Source organism: Mucilaginibacter sp. 14171R-50 (genome assembly GCF_010093045.1).
Taxonomy (GTDB): domain Bacteria; phylum Bacteroidota; class Bacteroidia; order Sphingobacteriales; family Sphingobacteriaceae; genus Mucilaginibacter.
This window is the reverse complement of record NZ_CP048115.1, coordinates 147,925-163,077: the sequence shown is the minus strand read 5'-3', so window position 1 is coordinate 163,077 and position 15,153 is coordinate 147,925. Positions and strand designations below refer to the sequence as shown.

The 15,153-nt window shown below is 45.0% G+C and carries 9 protein-coding genes; 7 read left to right on the top strand and 2 right to left on the bottom strand.

The window, feature by feature from the left end; translation table 11 throughout:
* Positions 1-100: 100 nt before the first annotated feature.
* The 5 genes from GWR56_RS00675 to GWR56_RS20520 all read left to right on the top strand — a co-directional run bounded on the left by GWR56_RS00675 (position 101) and on the right by GWR56_RS20520 (position 9,107).
* Complete coding sequence (locus GWR56_RS00675; protein WP_162429279.1) at positions 101-907, top strand: DUF4350 domain-containing protein; 807 nt, start codon at positions 101-103, stop codon at positions 905-907.
* Positions 908-1,033: 126 nt separating this feature from the next.
* Complete coding sequence (locus tag GWR56_RS00670) at positions 1,034-2,200, top strand: polysaccharide lyase 6 family protein (protein WP_162429278.1); 1,167 nt, start codon at positions 1,034-1,036, stop codon at positions 2,198-2,200.
* A 263-nt stretch (positions 2,201-2,463) separates the two neighbouring features.
* Positions 2,464-6,288 carry a two-component regulator propeller domain-containing protein gene (locus tag GWR56_RS00665; protein ID WP_162429277.1) on the top strand — a complete coding sequence of 1,275 codons (3,825 nt, stop codon included), beginning with the start codon at positions 2,464-2,466 and terminating at the stop codon, positions 6,286-6,288.
* Positions 6,289-6,370: 82 nt separating this feature from the next.
* Complete coding sequence (locus GWR56_RS00660; RefSeq protein ID WP_162429276.1) at positions 6,371-8,878, top strand: hypothetical protein; 2,508 nt, start codon at positions 6,371-6,373, stop codon at positions 8,876-8,878.
* 52 nt (positions 8,879-8,930) lie between these two features.
* A complete protein-coding gene (locus GWR56_RS20520) occupies positions 8,931-9,107 on the top strand; it encodes a hypothetical protein (RefSeq protein ID WP_183551297.1) in 177 nt (58 codons plus the stop codon).
* Positions 9,108-9,285: 178 nt separating this feature from the next.
* Here GWR56_RS20520 and GWR56_RS00655 read toward each other — a convergent pair whose 3' ends face one another.
* Positions 9,286-10,530 (bottom strand): cystathionine gamma-synthase family protein, encoded by a 1,245-nt coding sequence (locus tag GWR56_RS00655; RefSeq protein ID WP_162429275.1) that lies wholly within the window; start codon positions 10,528-10,530, stop codon positions 9,286-9,288.
* 193 nt (positions 10,531-10,723) lie between these two features.
* Between GWR56_RS00655 and GWR56_RS00650 the strand changes: the two genes are divergently transcribed.
* Positions 10,724-11,326: a trimeric intracellular cation channel family protein gene (locus tag GWR56_RS00650; RefSeq protein WP_162429274.1), complete on the top strand. Its 603-nt coding sequence runs from the start codon at positions 10,724-10,726 to the stop codon at positions 11,324-11,326.
* 1 nt (position 11,327) lies between these two features.
* On the opposite strand, the gene GWR56_RS00645 is transcribed toward GWR56_RS00650, so the two are convergent.
* Positions 11,328-13,691, bottom strand: a complete 2,364-nt coding sequence (locus tag GWR56_RS00645) for a TonB-dependent receptor (protein WP_162429273.1) — start codon at positions 13,689-13,691, stop codon at positions 11,328-11,330.
* A 143-nt stretch (positions 13,692-13,834) separates the two neighbouring features.
* On the opposite strand from GWR56_RS00645, the gene GWR56_RS00640 reads away from it, so the two are divergent.
* On the top strand, positions 13,835-15,145 hold the full coding sequence (locus GWR56_RS00640; protein WP_162429272.1) for a hypothetical protein: 1,311 nt from the start codon (positions 13,835-13,837) through the stop codon (positions 15,143-15,145).
* Positions 15,146-15,153 lie beyond the last annotated feature (8 nt).

The window sequence follows — 15,153 nt, the reverse complement described above, 5'->3', positions numbered from 1 at the left end:
CTTAAACATGCCACCGGTATGGTAATCAGGGTATTTTTGATTCGCAGTTGCTTAATTACCAATTATAAACGCTGCTTATTTACCCGGTTATTTACAAAGCATGAAACGCAGTTTTTTTGGTGTTATAATATCCTTGTATTTAGTTACCGGCACGGTAATGGCACAAACCGTTACCCTTGATTATTTTTTTAACCACGAAACACATCAAACAAAGGGCGGCCAAACCGAGCGGTTTCATTACTTATGGGAGGATACCGCCAATTCAGGGTTCTCGGTATGGGGCGATATCTTCAGATCAAAGGGGGCAACTTTAAGCAGACTGGATACGGCGCCAACGGCAGCAAATTTAAAGGGCACATCGGTATATATTATTGTTGACCCCGATAGCCGGAAAGAGAACCCGAACCCCAACTACATACAGCAGGCCGATGCCGATAATATTGCCCGGTGGGTAAAGGCCGGCGGTGTGCTTATCATGATGGCCAACGATAGCGCCAATGTGGAGTTAAACCATTTTAACCTGCTTGCCGGCAAGTTTGGCATGCACTTTAACAACGACATGCAAAGCCATGTAATTGATGATGCCCATTTTGAAGATGGCGCGGTTTTGATAAACAACAACCCCGTTTTTAAAACATCAAAAAAGGCTTTTATAAAAGATGCATGCAGCATAGGTTTATCCGGCCGGGCGAAGCCGCTTTTAAAAGCTGCGAACGGTACCGCGATAGCAGCCATAACTAAATATGGCAAAGGCACTGTTATAGCCATAGGCGACCCCTGGCTGTATAACGAATATGTTAACGGCCGTTTGCCCGCCGGTTTCGATAATGATAAAGCAGCGGCAGACCTTGCGGTTTACGTACTATCTCAGTGTAAACTGCACCCGAACCGAAACATGGTTAATTAATATAGTGAGTAAGTGCCATTTCGCCGGTCCCGCGCATAGCGGGGCCGGTATTTGGTTAACGCACGTATGATCTTTTGATTAAGTACACCTACTGCCGTGGATAAAACTATAAACAACATAAATTTAATGAAGATTTTACTGGTAACACTTGCCTGCCTGTGCGTTCAGGTAAGCTTTGGCAAAAAATATAAAGTAAAAACACCCGGTGAGTTCAGCAAAGCTGCGGCTATTGTGCAGCCGGGGGATGAAATTGTAATTGCCAATGGCAGCTACCAGGGCTGGGCCGCTGCTGTTAACAGTAATGGTACAGTCAGCAAGCCTATTATCATCAGGGCCGAAAGTACAGGCAAGGCGGTATTTACGGGCGAGGTGCACCAGGCAGTACTAGAGGTAACGGGTAGTTACATACAAGTTAGAGGTTTAAAATTTGAAGGCTGCCAATTGTTTAAAGAAAAAAGCGCTAACGTGGTGCTTATTGAAATGAAGGCCGCTAAATATTGCAGGGTAACCGATTGCGTTTTTACCAGGAATACAGTAAATGCTCAGTTTATGCCTATAGTGGCGGTATCCGGGCAGGGCGAGCATAACCGGGTAGATCATTGCACTTTTAGCGGCAATTTTAACAACCAGGAAGTACAGGTAAGAGTGGGCCCGAACGAGGTGTCGTTACATACACTAATAGATCATAACACTTTTATGGATAAGGACAGCGTAACCTGGAAGGGTAACAACGGCGGCGAATGTGTACAAATAGGGCAGGACCCCATACTGTTAGGTAACCGCTACTCGTATACAACCGTACGCGATAACCGCTTTATACGCTGCAACGGCGAGCCGGAAGTGATCAGTAACAAGGCATCGGGTAATAAGTATATCAATAACTATTTTGAAGATTGCCACGGCGAACTGGTAATGCGCGGCGGCCACGAATGTTTAATAGATAGCAATAGCTTTGAAGGCGGTACAGGAGGCATACGCGTTAACGGCACCACCCATACCGTTACCAACAATACTTTTAAAGGATTGCCCATAGCCATCAGGCTGATGTACGGCATGGCCAAAGGAAGGGCAGACACCGGTTTTTACATAGCAGCAAGCGATTGCATCATCAAAAACAACCAGATAAGCCATTGCATTACGGGTATTTTAGTTGGCGGCAGTAAAAACGCCGACTGGACGGGCAAATTCGATACCAGGCGTTATCCATCGCGCACTATCCAGGATATTGCACCTTTCAACAATGAAATAGCCGGTAATATAATCGCCGATACGCAAACCCCGGTATTACAATAAATAGCGTTTGTCATATTATTATTTATAAACCTTTTTCCTTAATATTAAGTTATAGCTTATTTTTTTGTTGTAATAATGGTCTGATTGACAGATATTTTACTTGCAGAAAAAAAATAGTGTTAAATACTTTCATGTAAAGAAAATTTACAACCTTTATACATTACTTTCGTACAAACCAGTAAATCTAAATTCAATAAGTTATTATTCTGCTTGCTAATTAGTTCTGTACGAGCGTGTTTAAGTATTTAAAAAAGTAGTATTTAATGAGCAGACGATCTTTAAGGCCTGTACAGGTGTTTATCATATTAATAATAAGTGCCTTATCTGTAATATCTGTAAAGGTTTCCGCGCAATATCAAAATGCCTATAAAACTACCCTGAGCATCAGCGATGGCCTGTCGCACAGTAACGTTAAGTTTATTTTTGAGGATAGGGTAGGTTATATCTGGCTGGCTACCGATGATGGCCTTAACCGTTACGACGGGTACGGTTTTAAAGTTTACCGCCACAACGCCAAAGATAAAAACTCGTTAAGGGTCAACAACATCAATGTTCTTGCCGAAGATGCCGCGGGCAACTTATGGGTTGGCACGGGGGGCGGCGGCCTAAGTTTGTATGACCGGAACACCGATTCGTTTATAAACTTTACCGCAAATAAAAATGTTGTCACCACCATATCTAACGATGATATCAACAGCATCTATCGCGATAGCAAAAACAACATGTGGGTGGGCACCTATTCGGGTTTAAACCTGCTCGATCCGGTAACGCATAAGGTAACCCGGTTTTTTTACGAAAAGGACAAGGATTACATTGCCGACCATCATATTTATTCGGTAAAGGAAGATAAATACGGCTACCTGTGGTTGGGTACAGATGGCGGCTTGGTCAGGTTTAATTACAAAACCGGGGAGAAGAAAAAATATGTTCATAGCGCTTCAAACAGCAAAAGCATCGCTACTGATCATATACGCAACCTGCTTGTAAAAAATAACGGGGATATATGGATCGCTACTGCGGATAGCGGGCTTGACCTGTTTAACCGCGCGGCGGAATCGTTTACGCATTACAGCCACCAGGCCAATAATCCAAATTCAATAACCCATAATTCGGTATTTAGCCTTGCCTTGGCATCCGGACACCAACTTTGGGTGGGTACCGAGGAAGGATTAGATCTTTTTGATGAAACTACTCATACGTTTGACCATCGTTATAACAAATTTAATAACAAGGTAAACTCGGTTAATTATGTTTACGATACCGGGAGTATACTGCGGGTTGGAACATTTGAGTCGGGCATGCTGAAATACGATAACAATGTCCCTTCGTTTTTACAATTCTCAAATCAAAGAGGTGCCGTAAACGCGTTAACCAACAATCATGCGCTGTGTTTTGCCGAGGTTGGCCCCGATATATGGATAGGTACCGACGGCGGGGGGCTAAACTACATGGACAAGGCAACACAAAAAATAACCCATGATAATATTGGCATAAGCGGTAGTAAGATACTCGCGCTTTTAAAGGATAAAGATAACAGGCTATGGGCAGGCACTTATGGCAACGGTTTAGATGTACTTGAGGGTAAAACCAAAAAAATAGCGCACTATTCAAAGGGCCTTACCCCCAAAAATATCAGTAGCGATATAGTGTTTTCGTTAATGCAGGACCAGAACAATGATATTTGGGTGGGGCTTGATGAAGGGGGCGTAAATGTTATACATAGCGGTTTGGTAACAAAGCGGTACAAGTACGACACGAAGGATACGCTACATTGCCTGAGCAACAACGATGTGCGCGTTATTTACCGCGACCGGAAGAACAACGTTTGGGTAGGCACCTATGACGGACTAAACTTATATAACCCGGGTAAAAATAATTTTACACAGTTTAAAACGTTTAATGCCGGTTTAACCAATAATACCATATCAGATATTTTTGAGGATAGCAAGGGTAACTTGTGGGTTGGTACAATAGGCGGGGGGCTAAACCTGTACAATGCCAAAAGCAAACACTTTGCAGGTTATCACTTCCCTAATGGCGACGTGTATTCTATCATAAACGTAATAACCGAAGATAAATATGGGTATATCTGGGTAAGCACAACAAACGGGTTAATTCGTTTTAAACCCGGCACCGGCAGTTTCAGGCATTTTACAAATCTTAACGGTTTGCAGGGCCCCGAGTTTTCAAAGGGCGCCGGCCTGGTAACCCAAAGCGGCAAATTGTTGTTTGGCGGGCTTAACGGTTTTAATATAATCGATCCGTCGAACCTGCCGGTTAACAGCCACCCACCCAAAATAATCATAAGCGGTTTTCAGCTGTTTAATAAGGCCTTACCCATTGGTAACGGCTCGCCGCTTAAACAGGTTATAAGCCAAACAAAAGAGATAAAGCTCGACTACAAGCAATCGGTTTTTACGGTTGAGTACATGGCATTAAGTTATACCTTACCGGGTTTAAGCCAATATGCATATCAGTTACAAGGTTTTGAAGACGGCTGGAATTATGTAGGTACGCAGCGCAGGGCAACTTATACCAATTTATACCCGGGCGAATATGTTTTTAAGGTAAAGGCCGCCAACAACGACGGCGTGTGGAACACCACCCCCGCGCAACTACGCATTATTGTAGCAGGCCCTTTTTGGATGACCTGGTGGTTTAAAATTTTGGCTGCGATAACTGTTGCCGGCTTACTGTATGGTTATTACCGGTACCGCTTAAGCGATATACGCTCAAAAAAAGCCGAGCTGGAACGTATTGTTAAACAGCGCACCGCAGAGATCAAAAAGCAGGCAAACGAGTTGCAGGACCAGTCGGAGGAGTTGACCGCCATAAACGAAGAATTACAGGCACAATCCGAAGAACTAAGAGGCCAGCGCGAACAGGAACTGAAAGCCAGAATGGAGGCCGAACGGGCTAACCGCGCCAAAAGCATTTTCCTGGCTACCATGAGTCACGAGATACGCACCCCCATGAACGGTGTAATGGGTATGGCATCGTTATTGTGCGAAACCAGGCTTGACCCCGAGCAACGCGAATATGCAGAAACCATCCGCATAAGCGGCGAAAGCCTTATTAACGTAATAAACGATATCCTCGATTTCTCGAAGATAGAATCGGGTGAGATGGTACTTGATATTCACGAGTTTAACCTGCAGGAATGCATCAACGAAGTACTAAAGCTGTTTAGCGGGCAAGCCGTTAAACAGAACATACAGCTTACCTGTTCAATTGACCAGAACATCCCCGAAAAGGTGATTAGCGACAAGCTACGGTTAAAGCAGGTTTTGATAAACCTGATAGGCAACGCACTAAAGTTTACTAAAGCGGGCACGGTATCTGTTGCCGCAGAATTACTTTATGTAGATAAAGCGGATGCGAAAATATCCTTCCATGTTAAAGATACAGGCGTTGGCATATCGCCCGACAAGCTTTCGCGCTTATTCAGGCCATTCTCTCAAGGTGATTCGTCTACAACACGCAAATATGGGGGCACGGGCCTCGGCCTGGTTATTTGCGAGCGCCTTGTTGAACTGTTAGGCGGATCAATGAATATCGAGAGTGTGCTGGATGTTGGTACCGAAGTAACCTTTAGCATGCTATGCCGGCTGCCTGCGGACGAGCCCTCGGCGCAGCATCAGCCCGCGCATAATCCGGTTCCGCAGGCTGTTTCTTCCGGTTTTGCCCTAAAGTTCCCATTGAAAATATTGGTAGCCGAAGACAATTTGATCAACCAAAAAGTTATTAAACAGATACTAAAGAAATTTGGGTACGAACCTTTTATGGTAGCTAACGGCCGCGAAGCGGTGGACATAACGCAGATGGAAAAATTCGATGTGGTTTTAATGGATGTACAGATGCCCGAGTTAGACGGTTTAGAGGCCACCCAAATAATACGGCGGCAAAACTCCCACCAACCCGTTATTATTGCCATGACGGCCAGCGCAATGCCCGAGGATAAAATGAAATGCCTGCAGGCCGGTATGAACTACTTTATGTCTAAACCTATTGGCTTTGCCGAATTGTTGGTCTATCTGGAAAAATCGTATCTGGATGTGGTAAAAAATGCATCGTCGTTTAAGGCATAACCCTGTTTATAAGGTGTAATTATTTATAAAGCACAGCAGGCATCAGTCGGGGTTTTTATAAACTTATTGTTATTTTTAGGCAATGGATAAGTTTATTTTTCGCCTCATCAGCTGCGTATTATTTGTTTTTATGGCGTCGCCGGCACTTCTTGCGCAGGACGAGGCTGAACTTTCGGATACGCTTGTTGCGAAAATGAATTTGTACGGGCTAAAAGACCAGTCGCCCGTTTTATTTATTCATTTCGATAAAAACATCTACACCAACAACGAGGAGATATGGTTTACCGGGTATCTCATCAGCTCGGATATTAATAAGGTTAAAGAACATCATATCCTTTCGGTGTCGCTTATTAGTGATGACGATAATAAAATAGCCACCCAGGCAAATTTTATTATGGATGGCGGCCTTAGTTTTGGCAGTATGTATATCCCCGACTCGGTAGCTGCCGGTAATTACCACCTGGCAGCTTATACAGATAGGTTGGTAAACGGCAAACCCCAGGCTTTTTTTAAGCAGGCAATAACCGTTAAAACAACAAATCCGCCGGCCTTTAACCTATCATTAAATTTGATAGACAGCGCCCAAACCCCGCCCGGTAAAATAAGCACCCTGCTTACGGCAAAATCAAAAGAGCTGCCCTTAATAGAGGCGCCTGTAAAATATAGAATGAGCAACACCCGCCGCGGAGCGGTGCTGGCTACTGCAAAAACAGGCGTTACCGGCGAACATATCCTTACGCTTGATAAGGGACAGGTATCAGAGGCCAGCCATGTTTTAAGGGCCGACGTTGGCGACGGAAAGCTAAAGGAAAGTATCCGTATCGCGCTCCCGGTGCGCAAAGCAAAGGCTACAATAAGGTTTTACCCCGAAGGGGGTAACCTGGTTACCGGCAAAGCCAGCAACATAGGCTGGGAAGCTAAAGGCGCTAAAGGCGAGCCATTGAGTATTAAGGGTATTGTGCTTAAAAACGGTAAGCCTGTGGATACAATATCTACCGACAGCTACGGAATGGGCGTGTTTAAGCTGGCGCCTCAAAAAGGTGCCGGTTACCAGGTAAAAGTGTCGCGCGCAGGGGTGATAGATACCGTTTGCGCTTTGCCAAAGGCTTTGGCGCAGGGGCTGGTACTACAGGTTGTGGATGCTTTGTCGCCCGATAGTATTACCATTAAATTGCAAAGCACCAGGCAGCAGTTAGTAAAAATACTATTGCATAACTACCGTGAGGTTTTTGCGTCGCGCGAAGAAGAGATCTACCCGGAAGGGCTGGTAGCTAAATTTGCCGTTGCCGACCTGCCTCGTGGTTTAACCATGATCACCGTATTAGACAGTATAGAAAGGCCTTATGCCGAGCGTGTGTTTTTTGCGCATTATGACAAAAGATCTGTTTTGAAGGTAAAAACCGACCAAAAGGAATATGACACACGGCAAAAGGTTAAGCTTAATATTAAGCTGGGCAATGCCGCCGGTATCCCGCTTTCGGGTTATGTTTCTGTGGCTTGCGTGCAGGATAACCGCATGAGTTATAAACTGACTAACAACATCGAAAGCTATTACTACCTTACAAGCCAGCTGCAAAACATCCCCCTTAAAGATAATTTGATGGGTGATGAAACAACAGACAGGGAATATTTGAACAAACTGCTGCTGATAAAGGGCTGGAGCCGCTACACCTGGCCGGAAATGATGAAAGCGCAGATGGCGGATACGATACAGCAATATCAGAACTTGGCCTATAATGGCGACGTCACGTTTAGTAACAAGCCATTAAAAAAGCCCATTGATTTAAGCGCCATTGCCGACACGTTAGCGCAGATAGTACATACCGACAGCAGCGGTCATTTTAAAATGAATGAGCGCAGCATGGTTACCCCCGCCGATAAAAAAATGATATTGTTTATTAATGGTAAAGCCAAAACGGCCCCCTACGCCATACACATTAACAACCCGTTTGAGGCTTTTACTCAAAAACTGGCGGATACGCTAACATTCAATAACGACGTAATGCCTGCATCGGGCGGCAGCAACGAGGATTTGGTGATGGCACTGCCCAATAAAATAAAGCAGTTAAAAGAGGTGCAGATAAAGGCTGTCAAAAGCAACCAGTTCTTTGCAAGCTTACCAAGGTTCACCGTTGATGATGACCTGGGTAAAAACGAGTGCGGCGATTGGGTGTGCTTTAATAATATCCTTAACTGCGGCAACCACCCGTTTGGCAATAACAGGTTCCAGCCCTTAAAAAAGGGGGACGTAGTAAAAGTTTTTCGAGGCGGGCAGTATGTAAACATAGTGTACCGCGGATGCATATTACGTAAAGAAAAAGAATATACAAGTATGCTGCGGTTAAAGGGCATTTATGCCCATAAAGAGTTTTATGTGGTAGATTACGATAAAGAGAAAGACGCACCGCCGGACTACCAGTCTACCATTTTTTGGAAATACCAGGTGCCTTTAAGTTCATCGGCAGAAACCAATCTGACGTTTTTTACCAACGATATTGCCGGCCCGTTTAAAATTGTAGTACAGGGCCTTACCGACGAAGATGTGGTTTACGGCGAACAAACCTTTAACGTAAAAAGGAAACTGCCCTAACAGCAGTTAAAACCATCTGCAAAAAATTGCGTTTAGCATATAAAAAAAGAGTATGAATAATTTTTTCAGGGGAATAATTGCAGCATGGGGCGCCAAAAAGTTAGGCGGTGGTTGCCTGTCTACCATCGTTATATTTATTGTGATATACACCTTGCTGGGTAAGTGCAATAACCAGCCGGCACGTGCAGCAACTTATCCGGCTAAAGCAGCAGTTTGCGTCTCCAAATAAATATATTCTAAAAGTCGTTATCGGTAATTATCGGATGTTACAGATATAGTTTTATAAAGAGATGGCCATGTGCGATTCCCTCCCGCCGGGAGGGTTTAGTAAAGCGTACAAACACACCCCTGCAATCGCACTATCAGGCGCGCCCCCTCTCGAGAGGGGAACTGTTGTTATCATTAATTTACAAAGCCTCTTCAAAAGCCTGCTTAAAATCTTCCAACAGGTCTTCACGGTCTTCGATACCTACCGATAGGCGTATCATCCCCTCGGGGATGCCCATTTCTGCGCGCCTTTCGGGGCCAAGTTCAAAAAATATGGTTTGGGCCACAGGTATTGCCAGCGTGCGGGTATCGCCAAGGTTGCTGCTTTTAATTACCACCCGCAGGCGGTTCAAAAACGCAAATACATCCACCCCGTCTTTCAGAGCAAAGCTCATTAGCCCACCCGGAAACTTAAATAATTTTTTTGCCAGCTGGTGCTGCGGGTGGTCTGTTAAGCCCGGGTAATAAACCTTGCTTACTAACGGGTGCGATTGTAAATACTCGGCCAACGCGGCGGCGTTGCCGCATGCGCGCTCTAACCTAAGGGCAAGGGTTTCGGCCCCTACCGATATGGTGTGCGCTGCTTCGGGTGCCAGGGTTCCCCCGCCATCGCGCAGGCCGCGTTTACGTATCTGGGTTATGCCTAAAAGTTCGGGTTTTATTTGCTGGCGTAACACTTGGGCTATTCCGGGGTAGTTGGCCCAGTTATAAAGGCCGGTATCGGTTACGCAGCCCCCAAGCGCGTTGCCGTGGCCGCCTATATATTTGGTTAACGCGTTTATAACAAGCGATGCCTTAACCGTTGCGGGTTTAAACAGGTAAGGCGAGGTCATGGTGTTATCTACCACGTATATCAGGTTTTTTTCCTGGGCAAATTTGCCGATGTTTTCCATATCGGCAATTTGGGTAGCGGGGTTGGCAATAGTTTCAACCATAACCATGCAGGTATTGGGCTGGTATGCCGCCTTTATATTTTCGACAGATGTAGCATCCACAAATGAAATATCCAAACCAATTTCTGTAAAGGTTTGCAGTACGCTACGGGTATTACCAAACAGGTACGAGCTGGCGATTATGTGGCTGCCCTTTTTTACCAGCGCAAAAACGGTAGCCATAATGGCTGCCATACCGGTGGCAAAACTCACCGAGGCCAGGCCGTTCTCCATCATAGTAACCTTGTTCTCGAGCGCGGCGGTAGTGGGGTTGCCCTGCCTGGAGTAGGCGTAACCCTTCGCTTTATTCTGAAACACGTTCACCAGGTCCTGCACATCATCAAATCCCCAGGTTACCGCAGTATGGATGGGCTGGTGAAGAGCCCCAAACTCGGGTTTACGTAAGCGGTCGGCGTGTAACAATGTGGTAGTGAATCCTTTTTGCTTGGTCATGATAGATGCAGAAATTTTAATACTTCGCAATTATAGCTATATGAGCATGAAAAACAAAGCGAATGGTTATATCGCTGCAAAAAGTTAGGTTTGCAATAAATGAAAGTCAGGAATCAGGAAGTCAAGAATTAAGGGAAATACAGGTATTCCCTTCCTCTCCTGACTCTAAATATCCTGATTCTTTTAAAACCATATGCACTTGAGCTTTTCAACCGTTATAGAGATACTGGGCATCATTGCCTTCACGGTATCGGGCGCTTTTTCGGCGATGCAAAAAAGGCTTGATGTTTTTGGGGTATTCATTCTGGGCTTTGTAACGGCCATTGGCGGTGGTACCCTGCGCGATTTACTTATTGGTAATACACCGGTTTCGTGGCTGCGGGATGTAAGCACCCCGCTCATCATACTGGCAACCACGGTGGTAACCATTCTTTTTAAAAAACGGGTTAAAAACTTCAAGGTAACGTTGGTGCTTTTTGATGCCCTGGGGTTGGGGTTATTTGCCATAATAGGCATCCAAAAAGGGTTGGATGCCCATCTGGGTACGGGCGCTTGCATAGCACTGGGCACTATTACCGGTTGCTTTGGCGGCGTACTGCGCGATATGCTGCTTAATCACATCCCGGTGCTGTTTCATAAAGAGTTGTATGCCATTCCGTGTATTACCGGCGGCATTTGCTATGTTCTTTTACTGCCATTGATAGAAAAGCAGCTCGCGGAATCTATTTCGGTGGTGTTGATCTGTAGCTTTCGCTTGTTATCAGTGCGCCATAACTGGCGGTTGCCCAGGGTATAACCTACAATTCGAAGATAACCCCAATGGTTGGCAGTACGTTTCCGCTCTTATTATCAAGCAATTTCGACTTAAACCGTGAGGGATCTCCCGGCGCATCGGCTATGTTTCCATCGGCATCTCTATCCGGCACTAGGTATGCTTGCAGTTGATACTGATTGTTGGTAAGGTTTTGTATATCCACATATATATTAAGAGTAAATCTTTTGAACGGATATTTTTTATCAACCCTAACATCCAGCTGGTAAAAATCTTTTAAACGCCTTGTATTAAGCTGCGTCCAATCAGGTATCCCCTGCGGAAAAATGCTGTAGTTGCTTTTCAATGTTGACGAGCTTATATCGTAAGGCGTATACGGGCTTCCGCCTGTATACCGTAATTTAGCGCCAACCTCCCAGTTGCGTTTAAATACTTTTCCACCCGTCATGCTTAAAATATAACGGTTGTTCCATGACGACTGCACATACCTGCCATTTTTATCCTGAAACTCGCTTTTGAAAAGCGTAAGAGCCAGTATACCGTAAAACCCCTTGTTCAACCGTTGCTGAGCAAAAAACTCCAACCCATAACTACGTCCGTTTGTAGCCCCAACAACCTCCTGGTTGCCAACTACGCCAAAATCGGCACCCAGATTGGCAAGTGGAATGCTATCGCCGAGTACCCGCTCAAGCGGATAGTTTTTATAAGCTTTATAAAAGCCCTCCACGGTAAAACGTGTATTTTTTTGCGTATTATATTCAACCCCCAGCACCAGTTGTTTATTGTTTATATAGTCAACGTTTTTATTGGCGGGTATACCGTTTTTATCGCGGTAGCCCAAAACAGTATAAGCAGGTAATTGATAATAAATACCGGTGTTGAAATTAAGGCTTATTTTATCGGTAAAATTATAAGAAGCTGATAAACGCGGAGAAAGGGTTTTTAACAAGTTATTCATCCTGCCCGAAAAAGTATTGGCATCGGCACGCACGCCAAATGATAGCATAAGCCTGTCCTGTAAATAAGGGCGGCTTAGCTGCCCGAACAAGCTATAGTTAAAAAAGCTGATGTTTGATGTGTAAATATTGCTGCCGAAGGGCAACAGGTTAAACGTGTTGGTGCTGTATTCGGCCGATTCGGCCCCGGCGCCAAAATTTAAGCGGTAGCCATTCATACTGCTTACGTTCTCGAACCTGAATTTATTTTCTATCTCCTGCGATACGTAATCCAGCGTTTTGGTGCCGGCTTCGTTGTTATCCTGGTATTTTATTGCCTGGTTATCTAAAAAATCGCGGCTTAAAACAAACAAACTGTACCCGTTGCTGCGAAAGTTTTTATACGTTGCCCCAATTGTATAGTTATTTTGCGAATTAACAGGGATGTTGGCCAATGTGTAGCTGTTTAGCTCGGTGTTCTTGGCGTTCAGGTTAAGTTTAAACCGGTCAATAGCGCCAAGGCCCAAAATAGTAAGTTCGTTATTTTGGTTAAACTTTGTTTTTAATTTGAACTGAAAATCCTGGTACGATGGCAGGAACGGCAGGCCAAGCAGTTTAAACAACCCTTGCAGGTACGAATAACGGTAAGACGATATAAAGGTGGTTTTTTTGCCCAGCGGCCCCGCCAGCGAAGCAGCGAAATCGCTCGAGCCTAAGGTTAAAGTGGCGTGCTGGCGGTCGGTTGGGCCATCTTTTTGTTTAAACTCGAATACCGAGCTTAAAGCGTTGCCGCGATTAGCCGGAAACGCGCCCGAATAAAAATCCACTTCGTTTATAAAATCAACATTGATAAGCCCCACCGGCCCGCCCGATGAACCCTGTGTTGCAAAATGATTGATGTTTGGTATCTCTACGCCATCAATATAAAACCTGTTCTCGTTAGGGGCGCCGCCACGAATGATAATATCATTCCGGAAACTTACCGGCGAAGATACCCCGGGCAGCGATTGTATCACTTTACTTATATCGCGGTTGCCCCCCGGGTTGCGTTTTATTTCGGTAGCGCCAATGGTACGTAACGATACCGGGCTTTCTAACGGTTTATAAAATTTTGATGCGGATATTTTTACTTCATCTAAAGTTTGCGCGTCTTCGTCAAGGTTGATATCAGCAACGGCTGTTTTGGCATTGGTAACCTGGATATCATAAATTATTTTGGTCCGGTATCCTAATAACGACACCTGCAGGGTGTAATAACCTGGTGTTAATTGGCTTATTTGGTAGTTGCCGGCACTATCTGTAACGGTACCGGTTGTTGCGGATAACAGGCTTACACTTACCCCGTATAGCGGTGCATTGCTTAGCGTATTGGTTATTTTGCCGCGAATTACCCCGGTTTGGCAAAACCCTGCTAAAGGAGCAATGCATAAGATGACAAGCAAGATTTTTTTCATATCAGATAACCAAAGATGAGGTTTAAACGCTTATGATGGATGGACTTTCAGAAAATTCTTCCGCGGCTTTTAATTGTACTTATAATGGCCATTGCAAATCCGTTTAAAAAGGAATTCTTAACTTGCGGCGCAAACATCCGCCCATGAAAAAACTACTGCTGTTGATACCTGTTTTGTTCGCCCTGTCGTGCAAACAGAAGGCTTCTGATACCGTCGAAGGTAAAAAACTGAATAAATTCGCGCAACAATATGTAACCCTTGGCCTTACCATTGGCCAGTTCGACAGCGATTTTGTGGATGCCTACTACGGCCCCGACTCGTTGAAACCGAAAGAAATTACGGATAAAACCTTCCCCCGGGATAGCCTGCTGGCCAGCATTAACATGTTAATGAACGATATAAAGCTGCTGGCGGACGGCTCGCAGGTCGACTCGAACAAAATAAGGGCGCACTGGATGTATAACCAGCTGATAGCGTTTGGCCGGCGGGTAAGAATTTACGCCGGCGAGTACCGCTCGTTCGATGAAGAATCGAGAGAATTATTTGGCGTTGCAGCGCCGGCTTACGCCGAAGAATATTTTAAAGCAGATTTAGATAAGCTGGATAGCCTGCTGCCGGGTAAAGGCAATGTAAACGACAGGTTTCAGAAACTGGCCAATAAATTTGTTATCCCTAAAGATAAACTGGATGCGGTAATGAAAGCTGCCATTGCTGAGGCCCGCAAACGCACGCTTGCACATTATAAGCTTCCTGCCGGCGAAAACTTCGCGTTAGAATATGTTACCGATAAACCCTGGAACGGTTACAACTGGTATAAAGGCAAGTATCAAAGCACGGTACAGATCAATACTGATATCAAAATATTTATTGACCGAGCTATTGATGTGGGCAGCCACGAAAGTTACCCGGGCCACCACGTATATAACATGCTGCTTGAGAAAAACCTGTATCACGACAGGGGATGGGTAGAGATATCGCTTTACCCGTTGTTCAGTCCGCAATCGCTAATTGCCGAAGGCAGCGCCAATTATGGTATCGAGGTAGCTTTCCCGGGGGATGATAAGGTAAAGTTTGCCAAAAATGTATTGCTGCCGCTGGCCGGATTAGATACCGCCGGCGTCGACACATACTTTAAAGCATTAGAATTGAAAGGCCGCTTAAACTATGCGCGCAACGAAGCCGCGCGGGGTTTGATAAACGAAACCATGAGCCAAAGCAAAGCCCGCAGCTTCCTTAAAAAGTATTGTTTAATGAACGATGAAACCGCTGATAAATCTATGAGCTTCATCAAAAAATACCGCAGTTATGTTATAAATTACAACTACGGGCAGGACCTGGTTAAAGGCTATATAGAACGCAACGGCGGCACTGCAAAGGCCCCCGAAAAACGCTGGGAACTGTTTGGACACCTGCTAAGCAATCCCGTTAACCCGGCAGATCTGGTGAAAAAGTAAAGCTGGGC

Coding starts and splice junctions, on each gene's coding strand:
- GWR56_RS00675 (WP_162429279.1), top strand. CDS start 101: ATGAAACGCAGTTTTTTTGGTGTTATAATATCCTTGTATTTAGTTACC.
- GWR56_RS00670 (WP_162429278.1), top strand. CDS start 1,034: ATGAAGATTTTACTGGTAACACTTGCCTGCCTGTGCGTTCAGGTAAGC.
- GWR56_RS00665 (WP_162429277.1), top strand. CDS start 2,464: ATGAGCAGACGATCTTTAAGGCCTGTACAGGTGTTTATCATATTAATA.
- GWR56_RS00660 (WP_162429276.1), top strand. CDS start 6,371: ATGGATAAGTTTATTTTTCGCCTCATCAGCTGCGTATTATTTGTTTTT.
- GWR56_RS20520 (WP_183551297.1), top strand. CDS start 8,931: ATGAATAATTTTTTCAGGGGAATAATTGCAGCATGGGGCGCCAAAAAG.
- GWR56_RS00655 (WP_162429275.1), bottom strand. CDS start 10,530: ATGACCAAGCAAAAAGGATTCACTACCACATTGTTACACGCCGACCGC.
- GWR56_RS00650 (WP_162429274.1), top strand. CDS start 10,724: ATGCACTTGAGCTTTTCAACCGTTATAGAGATACTGGGCATCATTGCC.
- GWR56_RS00645 (WP_162429273.1), bottom strand. CDS start 13,691: ATGAAAAAAATCTTGCTTGTCATCTTATGCATTGCTCCTTTAGCAGGG.
- GWR56_RS00640 (WP_162429272.1), top strand. CDS start 13,835: ATGAAAAAACTACTGCTGTTGATACCTGTTTTGTTCGCCCTGTCGTGC.